Raw genomic sequence first — 17,551 nt, 5'->3', positions numbered from 1 at the left:
ATGTCGAAGGCTGGAAACTCAGAAAACGACTTGAGTGGTTTTTTTCAGAGTCCACCTTCGGCGACTAGGCAGACAGAAACGCGAACTGGGACAAGGAAGTCTCGATAGATCGTCGCCAATCCATGGCCTGTTTGCCCCACCGTGCTGATGGTTCGCAGTCCTTCGCCGTTGTCCCCTGCTGACAAATCCAGCTTGGGAACGCGAGTCACCGGCATACCAACCTAAAAAAGCCTAGCCGCCGTCGATGCACCATCGTCGGCAAAAGAAAAGTTCACGGAGGATTGGATGCCAGCCGCAGTTTCAACGGACGATGAAATCCTTGAGGTTTGGAAACAGTTCAAGCAAACCGAAAAGGATGCGGACCAATACGAACCTCTTCGCAATCGATTGGTCGAACGATACATGCCCTTGGTTCGCTACAACGGCGAGCGAATTTGGCAACGTTTGCCCGACGGAGTCGAACTGGATGACCTGATCAGTGCAGGCATTTTTGGTTTGATGGATGCGATCGACGCCTACGACATGGATCGTGGGGTCAAGTTCGAAACCTATTGCGTGCCTCGGATTCGAGGCGCGATGCTTGACGAACTTCGGACGATGGACTGGGTGCCACGTCTGGTTCGTAGCAAGGCGAGTAAGCTCGCCGTCGCCAAGAAGCAACTGGAAACCAGGTTCGGTCGACCGGCAACGATCATCGAACTTTCCGAGCACATGGAACTTTCCGTTGCCGAAGTCGAAAAAATGGAGTCCGATGCGAACGCCGTCGGTGTCGTTTCTCTCAATAAGAAATGGTACGAAACGGATAGCTACAAAGACGTCCGTGAAATCGACATCCTGGAAGATAAAAAGGGTGAAGACCCAACCCGTCGCGTTCAAAAGAACGACCTGATGCGGTTGGTCACCAAAGGGCTCAACCGAAACGAACGGTTGATCATCATCCTGTACTATTACGAAGAACTGACGATGAAAGAGATCGGCGCCACGCTGGACCTTTCCGAATCACGCGTCAGCCAAATGCATACCTCGATCGTCAATCGGTTGCAAAACCAACTCGGACGTCGGCGTGTCGAATTCGGGACCGCCTAACTCCGGCCGTCGCAAATTCAACGACCAAGGGCTTCGATGTTTCATCGGAGCCTTTTTTCGTTGGTGCCAGACTGTTGCCAATATTTCCGTCTGACATTCGCCGCGCGGTGTCAGTCACGGTGATACTGCGAAACACGTGTTCGCGTCCGGCTGCAGGTCAACCAAGCCGATCGTTCGATGTGGACCGAGCACTCGCTCTGCCGGTGATGGACTATGATGTGGCGAGTGCTGCGTAAAAACTAGAGTCAATCGAATGGCGTGAGTCACGGTTTTTCTGAAATCGCCGGGGTTAACACCGATTGGTCGAAGGGCGGAACTCGAGAGTTCGGTCAAGACGAAGCACTCATGCTGTTGATGCCTCCTTTCCCCACTAAGGTCCATCTATGTCTCGCCTCGCATTGGGCTCAAGCCTCCTAGCCATCTTCGTGGTGGTAAGTTCGGTTGATTCTGTTGCCAATCAGATTCCTGTGATTCCGGCTGATGCCGAATTGAAGTTAGTCGATGATGATTTTGAACTCGCCGACGGTGCAGCTTGGGACGGGGCAGGGCAGTTGTTTGTTCCGGACGTCAAGAAGAAAACACTGCGTCTGTACAACTTGCGAAAGCCAGATCAAAAACCAAAGGTGATGCTCGAAGGCGTGGCGATTTCCGGCACTGCTTTTCAGCTCGGACGGTTGTACCTTTCCGATAATCCAGGTGCCCGCATTGCCTTCCTCGATCGTCCTTTTTCCGGCGGCAAACCGAAAACCCTTGCTCAGTTCAAAGCTGACGAACGGCCCAATGATTTGACCGTCGATGCGCACGGCAACGTTTATGTCACGATGACTCGTCAGGGAACCGTTCGCCACATCTCGGCGGACGGAAAGTTTCAAGATGTGGCTACTGGATTGGTAGCCCCCAACGGGATTGCCTTGTCCCCTTCGGGAAAGACCTTGTATTGCTCTTCGGCCCGGACCGGCGTGATCTATCGCATCGATCTAGACAAGGACGCGCCCGCCGATCAATCCGCACAGCCATGGGCGCAGCTTCCTGAAACGGACGACGGATTCCGTGGTGACGGGATGTGTGTTGATCGCGCCGGCAATGTCTATGTCACCGGTGCCAAGGCGGTTCATGTCTACGACGCGTCCGGCAAATCCATCGGTAGTATTCAGCCTCCACAACGACCGATCAATGCCATTGTTGCGGGTAACACGGGGCAATCGCTTTACCTCAGTACCTTCGGCGGTTTGTATGCCGTGGACGTCGGCGGGATTGCTGTCTCGCCGAACCCACCGATGCATGGAGATCAAGACGCCCCGACGTCGACGGCAATCGATGAAAGTATCAAGACGAGCCTGAATGTCGTTTATCACCGAGATGGGAATCGAGAGTTGTTGATGGACGTGTTCGAGCCCCAATCGGTCGAGGCACCAAGGCCAGCCATCGTGGTCGTCCACGGTGGTGGGTGGCGCAAGGGGGACAAGACCAAGTTCCGGGCGCTCGCACTACGGCTGGCGGAACTCGGCTATGTCACGGCAGCGATTGAGTATCGTTTGGCCGGTGAAGCTCATTTCCCCGCCGCCATCCGAGACTGTAACGCGGCGACGGCCTACCTTCGCAAGCATGCCGATCGGTTTGGAATCGACCCGCTGAAAATTTCCGCGGTCGGCGGGTCAGCCGGAGGCCACTTGGTCGGCCTGATGGCGGCCGGCGACGCCAATGATCAATTAAAGCATCGCGACAATCGCGATGATGACACATCCTTGGCCGCGGCCGTCGTGCTCGCCGGTCCGCTCGAAATCGCAAGCGGATCGGTCGCCGATCGATCGCTTGAGAATCCTGATGCTTCCAATTCGGTAGCCTGGTTGGGAGGCGATGTCAATGAACAGTCCGCGCTATATCATCTCGCCGATGCGTTTGAGCAAGTCGACAAAACGATGCCTCCGACTCTGTTTATTAGCGGAAGCAAAGACAACCCGTCACGAAACGAAAAGACCCGTTCAAAGATGAAGGCTCTCGGCCGTCCGACGGGCTTGGTGATTCACGAAAACGCCGCGCATGGGCATTGGAACCGTCCAGATTGGATTCAAACGGTCGTGACCGACATCGATCAATTCTTGAAACGACATCAATAATGTTCGCGTTATTTGAACGACAGAGACTTCGATTGTTAGAGGCGTTGTCTTGCGCGTAGCTCACGTTATCACACGAATGATCATCGGCGGGGCGCAAGAAAATACTCTTTTGAACTGCTTGGATTTGATTCACGAACATGACGACGAAGTCATGTTAGTGACGGGGCCAGCGCTCGGACCCGAGGGTGACCTGTTGGAGCGTGGCGGATTTGCCAACGCCCGCGATCGATCGCCATCTGGCGTATCGTCAGAATTGCCGCAGGCAGCTTCGTGGGGCAGGGCAGGGGAGTTAGACATTCGACTGCTGCCCGACCTGCGTCGAAACATTCATCCGTCAATGGATTGGTCGGCTTATCGATCGATTCGTAACACGCTTCGTGAGTATCGGCCCGACGTGGTTCATACGCACAGCGCCAAGGCGGGGCTGCTGGGACGCCTCGCCGCGTGGTCACTGAATGTGCCTGCGGTGATTCATACGGTTCATGGGGCCCCGTTTCATGATTTTCAACCCAAGTTAGCGAAGTCTTTTTTCCAACGATGTGAACGGTATGCCGCCCGACGCTGCCATCGCATCGTGTCCGTTGCCGATGCGATGACCGATTTGATGGTCGAGGCCGACGTTGCGCCGCGCGAAAAATTCACGACCGTTTATAGTGGGATGAATGTTGATCCGTTCGTTCATGCCAATGAGCGTCGCGACGCGGTCCGGCAACGCTATGGCATTGACGATGATCACGTGGTGGTCGGAAAAGTTGCGAGACTGTTTCATCTCAAAGGTCACGATGACTTGATCACGTCGGCAAAGCAGGTGATCGAGCAATGTCCGCAAGTTCGTTTTCTGTTGGTCGGAGATGGCATTCTTAAGGAATCGTTGGAGCAGCGGATCGACGAAATTGGTTTAAAGGAGCACTTTATCTTCACGGGGTTGGTTTCCCCCGAAACGGTGCCGGAACTGATCGGGGCGATGGATGTGCTCGTTCACACGTCGTTGCGCGAGGGACTCGCGCGGGCGCTGCCTCAGGCCCTGATCGCCGGAAAGCCGGCCGTCAGTTTCGATGTCGACGGGGCGAGGGAAGTGGTCATCAGCGATGAAACCGGGTACCTAATTCCGCCTCGTGATTGCCGGCAGCTCGCGACATCGTTGATCCGGCTGGCTCAAGATGCTGAACTGCGTCAGCGGCTGGGCAGGGAAGGGCAGTCGCGATTTACCGAGCGGTTTCGGCACCAAGCGATGACCCGCCAGATTCGGGGCATCTATCAAGAAGTCCTCAACCGGCGAAATTAGACTCCCGGCGGCTGGAAATCTCGCGAAATACCGGCTTTTTACAGTTTCACCCTTTCCGCCGTCGTTGTTGCGACCTTTTCCCAGGGCAGGGCGGTGAACTATGATGACGAGCCGGAATCACGCACGAGCTTTTCGCACCGAAATCTAATGACAAAGACCCGAGACTTCTTCGGCCCCTATCGCCTGGCCCGACTCATCCGTTCCGGCTCCACCGCCGAAGTCTGGGAAGCGATCGACGAAAATGACAATCAGCGCTACGCGCTAAAAATCTTGAAGGGATCGGTCGCCAAGGACAAAGGCGAAGTCAACTTGCTCAAGCACGAGTACAACGTCGGGCAAGACCTGCAGAACAGCCCGCGGATCATTCGGATCCTTGACCATCTTTATGCCAACGAGCGACCGTTCTTGGTGCTCGAACTATTCAGCGAATTGAACCTCAAACAGGCGCTGCGCCGCGGCCCGGATTCACTCGCCTACATGCTCAACAAAATTATCGAGCAGGCCGGCGAAGGGTTGTACTACATGCATACCCGAGGTTGGATTCACTTGGACGTCAAGCCGGATAATTTTTTGGTCAGCCGCGACGGCGAGACAAAACTGATTGACTTCACGATCAGCGAGAAAAAGAAAACCGGACTCGGAAAACTGTTCCACCGAGGTGGGCTCGCCAAGGGAACTCGCAGCTACATGGCTCCCGAGCAAATCCGCAGTAAGGTCTGTGACGAGCGAACCGATATCTATTCGTTTGGATGTGTCTTGTTTGAAATGGCGACCGGAAAGCCACCGTTCACCGGAGACACACCGAACGATTTGCTCAACAAACACCTCAACGCCCAAGTACCTAGCCCGATCGCTTACAACAACAACGTCTCAAAAGACTTTGCCGATATTGTCAAGCGAATGATGGCGAAGTCGCCAGGTAGTCGTCCCCAGTCGATGTGGGATGTACTGAAAGAAGTTCGCTCCATGGAGCTTTGGAACAAACGGCCTCGCAAGCCCGAAGTCAGCGTGTTTGACCACTTGCCAGGCATTCGCGGTGCGGACGATATGATCCGCAAACCAACCGCCGATGAACTCGATCCCGAACAGGACTAACAATAAATGGCCGGACCCGGATTAGATTTTGAATTGGAAATTGCGGAAACCGAAAACCGCATCAATGTGCTCGAACGGCAAACCGATCGCAACGAATCTGCCGAGGCAGAGTTGCGATCGCTGCGTTTGGATTTGGTCAAGCAATTGCGCGACGTTTACTCGGGGTTGGATCCCTGGCAAACGGTGCAGGTGGCGCGACACAAGAATCGGCCTTATACGGCAGACTATTTGAATCTGGCATTCGATGACTTTGTCGAATTGCATGGCGACAAGCACTTCGGTGATGACCGCGCGATGTTGTCCGGATTTGCCAAGCTGGATCGCTTCAAGGTCATGGTGCTCGGACACCAGAAAGGTCGAACGTTCAAGGAACGTGCCGCGTGCCACTTCGGCTGCGCCCATCCGGAAGGCTATCGCAAGGCGATGACGAAGATGCGGTTGGCGGAAAAGTACAAACTGCCGTTGATCTGCTTCATCGATACACCCGGAGCCTATCCGGGCGTCGGTGCCGAAGAACGAGGACAGGCTCAGGTGATCGCCGAAAGCATGTTCAAGATGAGCCAGTTGAAGACTCCGATCATCTGCGTCGTCATCGGCGAAGGTGGGTCCGGCGGCGCACTCGGAATTGGCGTCGGTGACCGGATCGCGGTTTTGCAGCACGCCTATTACAGCGTCATCAGTCCCGAAGGCTGCGCGGGCATTTTGTGGAAAAGTCACGAGCACGCACCGCGAGCCGCGACGGCATTGAAATTCACCAGCGACAATCTGAAGCGATTGGGTGTCGTCGATGATGTCATCGAAGAACCGCTCGGTGGGGCACATCGTGACCATCACCAAATGGCGTCGCGTTTGAAGTCGTACCTGGCGAAGACGCTCGCCGATCTGGAGACCAAATCGGTCGACGAGTTGCTCGATTCACGCTACGAAAAATTTCGTCAGATCGGCGTGTTTATGGAAGGGCAAGCTGAGCTTGCCGAGGCGTGATCGTGACGTTTGCTTGGTTGTCGACAACCAAGCAATTGCAGCCCGCGCTTGGTTGTCGACAACCAAGCCGCAGGGGCGGTCGCGTTGTTTTTCGTGATCTGTGTGTCCGGCCGTTTAGCGGCTGAGTATTCATTCCAGTGTGGCGTCTTAGGCCAGCCGAGGTCCATGCGTTTGGCTCGGCAGCGAAGCAACGAACGACCACCGTGGATGGTCGCAGGTCGGTTAGGAATTGGCCAAACCGGTCAAAACCGCCCTATTTGCAACGTCCGATAATCACTCTTATGTTGTATTCGCAGTGCGATTTTTCCCGTATTTGAGCAAGTTCGTGCGCCGATCGCCTGTTCCGCGCCGGTGGATTTTGCTGTGCCCTGCGTCTGTTCATCGCATCGCCGACTGCGTGACGTTTCGCTGAATGGTTGCCGCAGATTGTGCGGCCGACTGTGTCGCGTTGGGTTGCTCGGGAGCGTTTTCGAATTCGGCGTCGAATCGCTCCAAGTACGGTTGCAAAAAGTGATGGACTTCCGGAGGGATCACCGATTCGCTGCGGTCTAGATTCCGAGCGATGAAGCGTCCGCTGTTGCTGGCGACGATTTGTGATCGGATCGCGTCGCCCATTAGCGTGACCGCGAACAGCGTGATCAGCGTGCAGTACAGCGCTCCTTTAATTAGTCCAAACAATGCGCCGATTTGACGATCGAATTCTTTAAGTCGCATTCGGTCGATCGTCTCACGCACCATGTTGAATGCGACCCATATCACCAGCGATGTGCCAATGAACAGAATCAACATCGCCAGGAATAGATCCCAAGGCGGCTCGGCCTCGATCGATTGACTCAGCGGCTCGCGAAATCGATACGCAACGAAGTAGCTGACCACAATCGACGAGATCGATGCTAGTTGCCATGCAAATCCCTTCACGGCGCCAAACAGGCCCGCGCCGACGAGGATTGCTAGCATGACATAGTCGTAGGGTTGCATCGATCAATGGGCTCCTGCCAATGGGCTCCAGGGGGCGGCCTGAAAGCTGGCCCGAGAGAAAGTTGGCTCGAGTGTCGATTTTGTAGCGGTCACGTCGATCCTTATAGTCGATCGCCGAATCGGGGCGAAGATCAATCGCGATATCGCTCTTGGCACAAGCGGCGGCGACGCGTTACATACGATTGCCCAGTTTTAGATTCGTTTCGATCGTTCCCGAATTTGCCAGAATTGATTTGCTAGCGTGGCTGATTTTAAAACGCACATCACCGCCAGCACCGCCGTCGGAGCCGCTTATGGCTACTGGGGCGTGACGAGTCAATCGATGACACTTGAGACGAGTATTTTGGCTGGCGGTCTTTGTTCGGTCAGCGGCATGTTGCCGGACTTGGACAGTGACGGCGGGATTCCGCTTCGCGAGATCAGTATGTTCGCCGCGGCGGTTATCCCGATGATGATGCTCAATCGATTTCGGGACTTAGACTTGTCGCATGAATCGATGGCGCTAGCGGCGATGTTGATTTACGTTGTGATCCGATTTGTCGCCTTTGAATTTTTCAAACGCTTTACCGTCCATCGTGGAATGTGGCATAGCATTCCGGCGGCCGCTTCGGCGGGATTGATCGCCTACTTGGTGATGCCATGTCCTAGTAATGCCGAGCGTGCCTATAAAGCCGTCGCTGTTGTCGTCGGCTTTATGGTTCATCTGATTTTGGACGAGATCTGGGCGGTCGAAGTCGGCGTCGGGCGATTGAGGACGAAGAAGTCGTTCGGAACCGCATTGAAGTTTTTGGGGACCAATCCGCTGGCCAACGTCATCGTTTACGCGATGTTGTTTGCGCTGATCTATATCGCTGCCAGTGACAATCAAATCGCCGGGCGTTTGCGTGAGCGGGCTCGCTATGATTTGACCGAGCAAGATTCATGGTCGGCTCCTGGTTGGCAGCCACCGATGTTTCGTGCGAGTCGACCGCAGGATTATCGTTAGCGATCGGTCAACATCTAAAATTAGGATGAGCTGATTGATGTTCGCCACGGTCTCGGTGCAACAACCGGGGCTAACGTCCGTCGGCTGATGGGGCACGTCCGGATTTGCGAACCGCCCTGCCCTTCTCCGCTTACGCATCCGCTTCGCGGTCGAGCAGCATGGTGACCGGGCCGTCGTTGATCAGTGAGACCTTCATATCGGCGGCGAAGATTCCGGTTTGGACTTCGATGCCATGCTTGCCGATCGCATTGACATAATGTTCGTAAAGCTGTTTGGCGACTTCGGGTGCGGCGGCGGCCGTGAACGCGGGGCGCCGCCCTTTGCGGCAGTCACCGTAAAGAGTGAACTGACTGATCGCGAGTACGCCACCGCTGACATCGGCGAGGGAGCGGTTCATCTTGCCCGCGTCGTCTTCGAATACGCGTAACTGGACGGTTTTGTCTGCCATCCACTCGATGATTTTTTCATCATCGCCGTGGCCGATTCCGACTAAGGCGACGAAGCCATGGTTGATTTGACCGACGATTTCTTCGTCCACTTTGACGGACGCTTCGCTGACTCGCTGCAATACCACTCGCAAGGGTCTGTTCCTCTGTCACGTTGATGTTGGGCGTACGGCCGATCGAACACGAAGTTCCAGCTGGGCCAAAGCACGGCGCTTCAAGAAGGTTATACTGTGAGGCAGAAGAATGGACCCCGGATACACGCCCGTTTTTACTGACGACATCGATGCCTTATCTGTTTACCTGCCCTCATTGCTCCGCCAAAACTCAGGTAGAGGATCGTTACAGCGGGCAGTCGGGCGAGTGTTTTACCTGTGGCGGTGCGATCGAAATCCCGGACTTTACCGGCGCGGCCAAACATTCTGCTACTGACATGCCATTGAGACCGGCGGCGCGATCGATGGGGAAGTTGATCGCGGCAGGCGTGGTGCTGCTGCTGCTTGTTTCACTGGTGTTTGTGATCGTTCAGTTCGGCGGCAGTAGTGTGACACGGTTGGCCGAAGTTCGTAAGCAACGGGCATCGCTCAGTAACCTTGAAACGATCGCGGCGGCGATGAACGCTTATGCGGCGGACTACGGTGTTTATCCACCGCCGATGATACGCAACGCCGCGGGCATGCCGATGCATTCATGGCGAGTACTGCTGTTGCCCTATCTCGGCGAGCAAACGATGTACGACGGATTTGATTTAGGCAAGCCGTGGAATCATCCCACAAATATTGATGCGGCCTACATGATGCCGGAGGTTTATTTGCACCCGGCGGATGATTCCACAATCATCGGGCGGGCAGGTTATTACATGGTCACCGGTAAAGGCACCTTGTTTCCGCCGCAGGGGCCGCTCGGCCCGGAAGATGTCACCGATAAGCCGGCGCAAACGATTCTGTTGATCGCCGGCGCGGCGCCCTCGAATCGGGCCGGCGGTGGTTGGACCGAACCGCTCGACTACGATTTTGCCAAGATGCGAGGCGTGATTAATGGGAACCTGGGCGTCGAACCAGGGGGGATGATCAAGAGCGGGGTGACGGTGGTGACCGTCGACGGGCGTGGGCATTTTTTACCCAACGAGATGCCGCCGGCGACGTTCAACGCGCTGGTGACGCCACGCGGTAACGAGCCGTTGGCCGACGATACGTTGGATTGACACGCCTGCCGGCCTTGTAAGCCTACCGCCTATTAAAAAACGCCGGCAGCTATTCGGCTGCCGGCGGTCGACTCGATCGGATGATGGGCATCGTTTGCCGGATCGCAGCTCAATGCTACCGCTTAATACTGTCGCGGTGTGATGCGACCTTGGACTCGGCTCGGCAGACCTTGGATTCGCAAGAAACCTTCGGCGTCGTCTTGGTTGTACGACCCGCCACCTTCCATGGTTGCGATCTCTTCGTCGTAAAGGCTGTTCGGGCTCTTGCGTGAGTCGACAGAGATGTTGCCTTTGTAGAGCTTGAGCGTTACTTCTCCGGTGACCGGCGTTTGTGCTTGTTGGATGAACGACATCAAGGCGTCCATCTTTGGCGTGTACCAGAATCCGTAATAGACCATCTCGGCGACTTCGGGGGCCAGGCGATCACGCAGGTGCATCAGGTCGCGGTCCATCGCGAGTTGTTCGATGTACATCAGCGCGTCGTAAAGAACGGTCATGCCGGGCGATTCATAAACACCGCGGCTCTTCATTCCGACGAAGCGGTTTTCGACCATGTCGATCCGTCCGACACCATTGCGGCCGGCGATCGTGTTGAGCTGCTCGACCATTTCGAGTGCGGAGACTTCTTTTCCGTCCAGCGTGACCGGAACGCCCGACTTGAAGCCGATCGTGACCGATTCGCTTTTGTCAGGAGCTTCTTGTGGGCTGACGCCCATTCCGAAGTCGACCAGTTCGACACCATTGACGTCCAGTTCTTCCAACTGGCCGGCTTCGTAGCTGATGTGCAAAACGTTTTCGTCGCTGCTGTAGGGTTTGGCGGTCGACGCTTTGACGGGGATGTTTTTCTTTTCGCAGTAATCGATCAATTCCGTTCGGCCGGGGAAGGCTTCACGGAATTCTTTGATCCGCCAGGGGGCAATGATTTCGACGGTCGGGTCGAGGGCTTCGGCGGCCAGTTGGAAGCGACATTGGTCGTTGCCCTTCCCTGTCGCACCATGGGCATATGCTTTCGCACCGACTTCGCGAGCGACTTGCAAGCAGATTTTGCTGATCAGCGGTCGCGCGATCGAGGTGCCGAGCAGATAAATCTGTTCGTACTTGGCTTGCCAAGCGAGTACGGGGAAGGCAAAGTCCCGGCACAATTCCTCGCGGACATCGATTAAACGCGCCGACGCGGCACCACAAGTCCGAGCTTTCTCCATGATTGCGTCGCGGTCTTCACAAGGTTGACCGAGGTCGACGTACACCGCATGGACCTCGTATCCCTGGTCTTGAAGCCAGCCCAGAATGACAGACGTATCCAGTCCGCCGGAGTAAGCGAGGACACACTTTTTGGTCGACATGTACTTTGATCCTTGATCGAAACGATGAAAACGAGCTCGTGGTACGATAATTGCCTCCCTATTGAAGCATCGACGCCGCCGATTGCCAGCCCCCAACGAAGACAACCTGACGAATGCCCCACCGATCCGATGTTTCCACCGACGACTTGGCCGCCCTGCTTGCCGGCGTCGCTACCGGGAAGACGAGCGTCGAAACGGCGGTCTCGCGGTTGACCTCCCCCCCGGGCAACCTCCAGCTTAGCTCGGCGGACACTGAATCGGCGGGCAGCGGAGTCTCGCTCCCGCTGACATTGGACTTGGATCGCCAGCGCCGATGTGGGTTCGCCGAGGTGATCTATGGGGCTGGCAAACCGGCGGAATTGATCGCCGAAATCATGCGTCGGCAGCGACAGGCCGGCCAAGATTCGCTGGCGACCCGAGTGACCGATGAAACCGCAAAGGCGGTCGCCGAGTTTATTCCCGAGGTTCGCTACAATCCTGACGCACGATGCTTATTGGCAGGTGCCGCCGCCAACAAGACGCCGAGTCCTCTGGACATGTCGGCTACACGGTTGGTTCGTCACGTGGCCGTGGTCACCGCCGGTAGCACCGATGCACCGGTGTGTGAAGAAGCAATCGAAACCTTGCACTGGATGGGGATCCCGTTTCGTTCTTTTAACGACATTGGCGTCGCCGGACCGGATCGGTTGCTTGCCGCGGTACCGGAATTACGACAAGCCGCCGCGGTCATCGTTATCGCTGGAATGGAAGGTGCGCTACCGGCCGCGGTGGGAGGACATCTTTCTGTGCCGGTGTTCGCGGTTCCGACCAGCGTCGGTTACGGCGCGACTTTAGGCGGACTGACCCCATTGATGGGCATGCTTAGCTGTTGCTCGTCCAATGTGGCCGTTGTCAATATCGACGCCGGCTTCAAAGCGGCCTATCTGTCAGGCTTGGTCGTGAAAAGTCCTGAATTCAATCGACCCGAGAACCGAAACGCATCTGATGAAGAAGAGTAAGGTGAAACGCGTCGCAGGTCGGTCGTCCATGTCGTTTGTCGTGATTGAATCATGAAAGTCCCCTCCCCTCCTCCGTTCATCGAATCCGCTCCCGCCGATCAGCGATGGCCCTATCGGGCGGCCGATGCCCACAAAGGAAACTTCGGTCGCGTCTTGCTTGTCGGTGGCTCGCGTGGGATGGCCGGTTCCATTTCACTGTCGTCGATGGCGGCACTGGCCACCGGATCGGGATTGGTTTCGGTAGCGATCCCTGATCGTTGTCTGGAGACCGTCGCCGGCTTTCATCCAGGGGTGATGACGATTCCAATTCAAGATGACGGTGTAGGGGCCTTTGGGGCCGACGCCTCGGTCAACACCAAGCCGTATGACGTGGTCGGCTGCGGTCCCGGGATGGGCACCGGGGCTGGGGCGACGGCTTTGGTCGAGCAACTGTTCTGGCAAGCCGATCAACATCGGGTTTTTGATGCCGACGCGATCAACATTATTGCCAAGGAGAATTGGCTGCACTCCCCTGCCCTGCTTCGGAATTCAGAGCACCGCGGCAAGTCAACTTTGCCGCTGGATCAGTCCACGTTAGTGCTGACGCCGCACCCCGGCGAACTCGCACGATTGACCGGCGTTTCCGCTAAAGATCGCGACGCCCAGATCGAAGCGGCGAAGTCTTTGGCGGAACGGTTTGGCATGACGATCGTTGTCAAAGGCGGGCCGACCTGGGTTGTCTCTGGTGAGTTGCTGAAGACCGCGGCCACCGCCGACGTGCCGGCGCAAAATTCACAAGGAGTTCAAGTTTACCGCAATCGCACTGGCAATCCTGGCATGGCGACCGCGGGTAGCGGAGACGTATTGACCGGAGTGGTGACGTCTTTGTTGGGGCAAGGGCTGGGCGCATTCGACGCCGCGACGTTGGCCGTCTATTTGCACGGCTTGGCTGGCGATTTCGCCGCCCAAGCGATCGGGCAAGCATCACTGACTTGCCGTGAAATTCTTGGCCATCTTCCGGCCGCGATCCGAGCAATCGAATGACCGCATCGGTTATCATGAGGGTTTGATGAAGCTCTGTTTTGAACATGCATCCGTGATCTGGGCCAAGGCCTATGCCTTTTTTACTGGTATCGGGATAAGCCGCATGGCGTTAGCTACGGTTGCGTCACAATCACCGGGGCTAACACCCGTCGGCTGACGGTTCACATCCGGATTTTTAGTTTGTAACGGAGTTCTAACGACTGTTGTTTTTAATCCCGTGGCTGCGCCTGGCTGACGATGGACTCTCCCCTGCCCTCCTTCCTTTTCCCTTTTCAATCGTGATGAAGCAATACACTCCGCTGAAACTGATTCTTGCCACGCTGACGATCGTGGTCGCTGGTTGTTCGCCGAAGGCCGGATCCGATAACGCCGACGCCGTTCGCCGGATCGCGGTGATCCCCAAGGGCACTAGCCACGAGTTTTGGAAGTCGGTTCATTTTGGCGCCGAGAAAGCCGCCGATGAAATCGGTGATGTTGAAGTCATTTGGAAAGGACCGGTCGTCGAAAGTGATACCGGTAGCCAGATCGAAGTGGTCAAAGACATGATCACCCGTGGTGTCGACGGCATCGTGTTGGCACCCAATCAAAAAGGTGGATTGGTTGACGCCGTCGAAGAGGCAATCGGCGAAGGCATCCCGGTTGTAATTTTTGACAGTGGACTCGATGAGGGGCCTGCCATTGTCAGCTATGTCGCCACCGATAACTTTAAAGGTGGTCAGATGGCAGCCGACGCAATGGCGAAGGCGCTCGGCGAAGAAGGCGACGTGATCTTGTTGCGATATCTAGCCGGAAGTGAGAGTACGGAACAGCGTGAGAACGGTTTCTTGGATGGCCTCTCAAAGTATCCGGACATCAACGTCCTTTCGAGTGACCAGTATGGCGGTGATACCGCGACATCGGCCAAGGAAAAAGCCGATCAGTTGTTGCAACTCTACGGGGACGAGGTCGACGGGGTCTTTTCGGTTTGCGAACCGAATGCCAACGGGACATTAGAAGCGATTAAGAACGCCGGTCTACAAGGCAAGGTGAAGTTCATTGCCTTCGACCCCAGCGATGCGTTGATCGAAGGGATGCGCGAAGGAAACGTTCATGGAATCGTCCTCCAAGATCCGATTCAAATGGGATACCAAAGTGTGATGTCTCTTATCGGCTCACTTGAAGGAAAATCTGCCGAAGCATTCCAAAGCACCGGTGAGTACCTTGCGACGCCAGACAACATGGACGAAGAGGAAATGAAAAAGCTACTCAAGCCACAGATTGTCGATTGAGTTCGCTGTTAGAAGTCACCGACGTTAGCAAGCGATTTGGCCCAACGATCGCTTTGGATCGTGTCTGCTTGAAAGCACAAGCCGGTCGCGTCTTGGCATTGATCGGCGAGAATGGTGCGGGGAAAAGCACGTTGCTGAAGACTCTCAGCGGTGCTCACCGACCCGACTCCGGGGCGATGCTGCTCGACGGACAACGTTACGCGCCCAGTGGCCCGATCAACGCACGCCAACGTGGAGTCGCGATTGTTTACCAGGAACTCACTTTGGCGCCGGACCTCAGTATCGAAGACAATCTGATGCTTGGGCGGTCCGGGACCGGTCTCGGAACCCTGCTTCGCACTGCCCAGCGAACAATCGTTCGCGACGCTATGGAACGTGTCGGACTGGGGCACCTATCCCCGAAAGCTCGAACCGGTGATCAGTCGATCGCGACATGCCAACTGATCGAGGTCGCCCGGGCGCTCATTAGTGACGCGAAGATTTTGCTGCTCGATGAGCCGACAAGTTCGTTGCCTGCCGCGGACGTCGAGCGATTGTTCGAAATCATCGGGCAGTTGCGTGATCGCGGAATGGCGATCATCTACATCAGCCACTTTCTCGAAGAAGTCCGGCGCGTCGCCGATGACTATGCGGTGCTGCGTGACGGGCACAGCGTCGGTGAGGGGCGACTGGACGAGGTGACCGACGACCAAATCATTTCGATGATGGTCGGTCGCGATGTTGATGACTTGTTCCCACACGTGCCGCACGATGTCGGAATGCCGCATTTGACACTGAAAAACGTGTCTGCCTCCCCTGCCCCGACTGATGTGTCGCTGCGTATTTACGAGGGCGAAATCTTTGGTGTCGCCGGGTTAGTCGGCGCGGGACGGACGGAATTGTTGCGTTGTTTGTATGCTCTTGAGCCGACTTACCAAGGACACGTTCAACTGGAGGGACGCAGTTTACCGCACCGCGTCGGTGCCAGACGTAAGGCCGGGTTTGGACTACTAAGCGAAGACCGGAAAACCGAAGGCTTGGCACAAAACCTTTCGGTGACCGAGAATGTGTGCATGGGGAACCATCACCGATTCAGCTTGTTCGGTTGGATTAATCTGCGATCGCGTCGCAAGGAAACCGAGCGTTTGATCCATCAGGTCGAGATCAAGGCTCATAGTGCGGACCAGTCGGTGTCGGAACTATCCGGCGGTAATCAGCAAAAGGTCGCCTTTGCCCGATTGTTGGCACAGCATGCCGACGTCTATCTTCTTGACGAACCGACCAAGGGAATCGACATCGGGACAAAAGCCGAGATTTACCGCATGATTGGTGAACTTGCCGCGTCGGGACGTACAATCGTCTTCGTCAGCTCTTACTTGCCCGAACTACTCGCCGTTTGTGACCGAATTGGCGTGATGGCACGTGGTCAACTGATCGAAGTTCGGAAGTCGAAGGAATGGACCGAGGAAGATTTGATGGCGGCAGCGGTCAGTTGAAACCTGCCAAACGTGTGAACTGATTCACCTTTACAAACGATGACTGAAAGTAAGCAACGACCCAATTCCATTTGGAAATTCCTCGGGAGACTCGGCCCCACTTACGCACTGTTTGTTGTGATCGGGTTGTTCTCGATCCTGGACTACCAGTACGGCAGTCAGAGTTTCTTCTCGGCACGAAACGCTCGTGTGATCGCCAACTCGGCAGCGTTGGTTGCCGTCCCAGCGCTTGGGATGACGATGATTATCATTGCCGGCGGGATCGATTTGTCAGCCGGCACAGCGCTCACATTGTGCGGGACCGCGCTCGCCGTCGCCTTCCGTGACCATACGGTTCCCATCGGACAAGACGAGGCAACATTTTGGATTGTTTGTGCACTCGCCGCTGGGCTTGGGGTGGGCGTTGTCTGTGGTTTGATCAATGGCTTGATTATCGCGATGGCCGAGATCGTTCCCTTCATCGTGACACTCGGTACGATGACGATCTTTCTCGGCATCGGACAGGTATTGGCGAGCGAGTCGACGGTCTATCCCGAACCTGATCACTTGCCCGATTGGTTGCGGCACTTGTGTTATACGGGAAGCAATTCGGAGTACTACTGGTTTGATTTTCTGCATGTGCCGTCGAGTGCGTTGATCGCCATTGTGTTGGGACTCGCCGTCGCGGCACTGATGCACTTCTCTGTTTTCGGTCGCAACGTCGTCGCGGTGGGATCCAACCCTGCGACGGCCAGGCTATGCGGGATTCGCGTCGGGATGACAACGGTCGCGGTGTACGCGTTTTCGGGCGTGTTTGTTGCTGTCGGTGCCCTGCTCTACTTCGCCAACGTTAAAAATGGCAACCCGTCTGACGGTACCGGAAAAGAACTGGAGATTATCGCAGCCGTGGTCCTCGGGGGCGGCAGTTTAAGTGGCGGTCGAGGCTCGGTATTGGGGACGATTATTGGGGCACTGATCATCAAATCGATCAGTAGCGGATGCACGATGCTTTCGATCCCCAACACTTACACCCATATCATCATCGGGATCATCATCATCATCGCGGTGTTGATCGATGGGCTTCGCAGCGGTAAACCAAAGTGGCTGTTTGACCGAATGCGTTAGTTTTATTCGCTTTTTGTCTCCACCTCCCTTGTGGGCGAGGCCAAACCGGACGCATTACATGCCCCCGGTCTGGTCAATTCAATGCCACCAACGGGGAAGATCCGTAGGCAAGACTTCCGGCGGATTGTCGCAACCGAGAATTCGACTTCGATCAGTGGGCGAG

The 17,551-nt window shown here is 55.9% G+C and carries 16 protein-coding genes; 12 read left to right on the top strand and 4 right to left on the bottom strand.

Features of this window, described 5'->3' with window-relative positions:
- Positions 1 to 44 precede the first annotated feature (44 nt).
- Positions 45 to 209, bottom strand: coding sequence for a hypothetical protein (locus FYC48_RS27835; protein ID WP_160149579.1), 165 nt, complete (start codon positions 207 to 209; stop codon positions 45 to 47).
- Between the two features lie 76 nt (positions 210 to 285).
- Between FYC48_RS27835 and FYC48_RS16715 the strand changes: the two genes are divergently transcribed.
- The 5 genes from FYC48_RS16715 to FYC48_RS16695 all read left to right on the top strand — a co-directional run bounded on the left by FYC48_RS16715 (position 286) and on the right by FYC48_RS16695 (position 6,567).
- Positions 286 to 1,086, top strand: coding sequence for a FliA/WhiG family RNA polymerase sigma factor (locus FYC48_RS16715; protein ID WP_149497876.1), 801 nt, complete (start codon positions 286 to 288; stop codon positions 1,084 to 1,086).
- 383 nt (positions 1,087 to 1,469) lie between these two features.
- Positions 1,470 to 3,203 (top strand): SMP-30/gluconolactonase/LRE family protein, encoded by a 1,734-nt coding sequence (locus tag FYC48_RS16710; protein ID WP_149497875.1) that lies wholly within the window; start codon positions 1,470 to 1,472, stop codon positions 3,201 to 3,203.
- Positions 3,204 to 3,252: 49 nt separating this feature from the next.
- On the top strand, positions 3,253 to 4,488 hold the full coding sequence (locus FYC48_RS16705) for a glycosyltransferase family 4 protein (protein WP_149497874.1): 1,236 nt from the start codon (positions 3,253 to 3,255) through the stop codon (positions 4,486 to 4,488).
- A gap of 147 nt (positions 4,489 to 4,635) precedes the next feature.
- Positions 4,636 to 5,583 (top strand): serine/threonine-protein kinase, encoded by a 948-nt coding sequence (locus tag FYC48_RS16700; RefSeq protein ID WP_149497873.1) that lies wholly within the window; start codon positions 4,636 to 4,638, stop codon positions 5,581 to 5,583.
- Between the two features lie 6 nt (positions 5,584 to 5,589).
- Positions 5,590 to 6,567, top strand: coding sequence for an acetyl-CoA carboxylase carboxyltransferase subunit alpha (locus FYC48_RS16695; protein ID WP_149497872.1), 978 nt, complete (start codon positions 5,590 to 5,592; stop codon positions 6,565 to 6,567).
- A gap of 378 nt (positions 6,568 to 6,945) precedes the next feature.
- Here FYC48_RS16695 and FYC48_RS16690 read toward each other — a convergent pair whose 3' ends face one another.
- Positions 6,946 to 7,545 carry a CvpA family protein gene (locus tag FYC48_RS16690; RefSeq protein ID WP_149497871.1) on the bottom strand — a complete coding sequence of 200 codons (600 nt, stop codon included), beginning with the start codon at positions 7,543 to 7,545 and terminating at the stop codon, positions 6,946 to 6,948.
- Positions 7,546 to 7,786: 241 nt separating this feature from the next.
- Between FYC48_RS16690 and FYC48_RS16685 the strand changes: the two genes are divergently transcribed.
- Positions 7,787 to 8,530, top strand: coding sequence for a metal-dependent hydrolase (locus FYC48_RS16685; RefSeq protein ID WP_149497870.1), 744 nt, complete (start codon positions 7,787 to 7,789; stop codon positions 8,528 to 8,530).
- Between the two features lie 130 nt (positions 8,531 to 8,660).
- Here FYC48_RS16685 and dtd read toward each other — a convergent pair whose 3' ends face one another.
- Positions 8,661 to 9,104, bottom strand: a complete 444-nt coding sequence (gene dtd / locus FYC48_RS16680; RefSeq protein WP_315853782.1) for a D-aminoacyl-tRNA deacylase — start codon at positions 9,102 to 9,104, stop codon at positions 8,661 to 8,663.
- 155 nt (positions 9,105 to 9,259) lie between these two features.
- On the opposite strand from dtd, the gene FYC48_RS16675 reads away from it, so the two are divergent.
- Positions 9,260 to 10,177 carry a DUF1559 family PulG-like putative transporter gene (locus FYC48_RS16675; RefSeq protein WP_149497868.1) on the top strand — a complete coding sequence of 306 codons (918 nt, stop codon included), beginning with the start codon at positions 9,260 to 9,262 and terminating at the stop codon, positions 10,175 to 10,177.
- Between the two features lie 122 nt (positions 10,178 to 10,299).
- On the opposite strand, the gene FYC48_RS16670 is transcribed toward FYC48_RS16675, so the two are convergent.
- A complete protein-coding gene (locus FYC48_RS16670) occupies positions 10,300 to 11,520 on the bottom strand; it encodes an argininosuccinate synthase (protein ID WP_149497867.1) in 1,221 nt (406 codons plus the stop codon).
- A 113-nt stretch (positions 11,521 to 11,633) separates the two neighbouring features.
- Here FYC48_RS16670 and larB point away from each other — a divergent pair, with 113 nt between their 5' ends.
- From larB to FYC48_RS16645, 5 genes are all read left to right on the top strand, one after another.
- Positions 11,634 to 12,518: a nickel pincer cofactor biosynthesis protein LarB gene (gene larB / locus FYC48_RS16665; RefSeq protein ID WP_149497866.1), complete on the top strand. Its 885-nt coding sequence runs from the start codon at positions 11,634 to 11,636 to the stop codon at positions 12,516 to 12,518.
- Between the two features lie 51 nt (positions 12,519 to 12,569).
- Positions 12,570 to 13,541, top strand: coding sequence for an NAD(P)H-hydrate dehydratase (locus tag FYC48_RS16660; protein WP_149497865.1), 972 nt, complete (start codon positions 12,570 to 12,572; stop codon positions 13,539 to 13,541).
- Positions 13,542 to 13,822: 281 nt separating this feature from the next.
- Positions 13,823 to 14,809 (top strand): ABC transporter substrate-binding protein, encoded by a 987-nt coding sequence (locus FYC48_RS16655; RefSeq protein WP_149497864.1) that lies wholly within the window; start codon positions 13,823 to 13,825, stop codon positions 14,807 to 14,809.
- Complete coding sequence (locus tag FYC48_RS16650; protein WP_149497863.1) at positions 14,806 to 16,284, top strand: sugar ABC transporter ATP-binding protein; 1,479 nt, start codon at positions 14,806 to 14,808, stop codon at positions 16,282 to 16,284. Before FYC48_RS16655 ends, FYC48_RS16650 begins: the two co-directional genes overlap by 4 nt.
- A gap of 39 nt (positions 16,285 to 16,323) precedes the next feature.
- Positions 16,324 to 17,388: an ABC transporter permease gene (locus tag FYC48_RS16645; protein ID WP_149497862.1), complete on the top strand. Its 1,065-nt coding sequence runs from the start codon at positions 16,324 to 16,326 to the stop codon at positions 17,386 to 17,388.
- Positions 17,389 to 17,551: the final 163 nt, after the last annotated feature.

The organism is Roseiconus lacunae, from assembly GCF_008312935.1.
In the GTDB taxonomy this organism is placed as follows: domain Bacteria; phylum Planctomycetota; class Planctomycetia; order Pirellulales; family Pirellulaceae; genus Stieleria; species Stieleria lacunae.
Note: the sequence above shows the minus strand (reverse complement) of the source record. Positions and strands in the feature narration are given on the sequence as shown.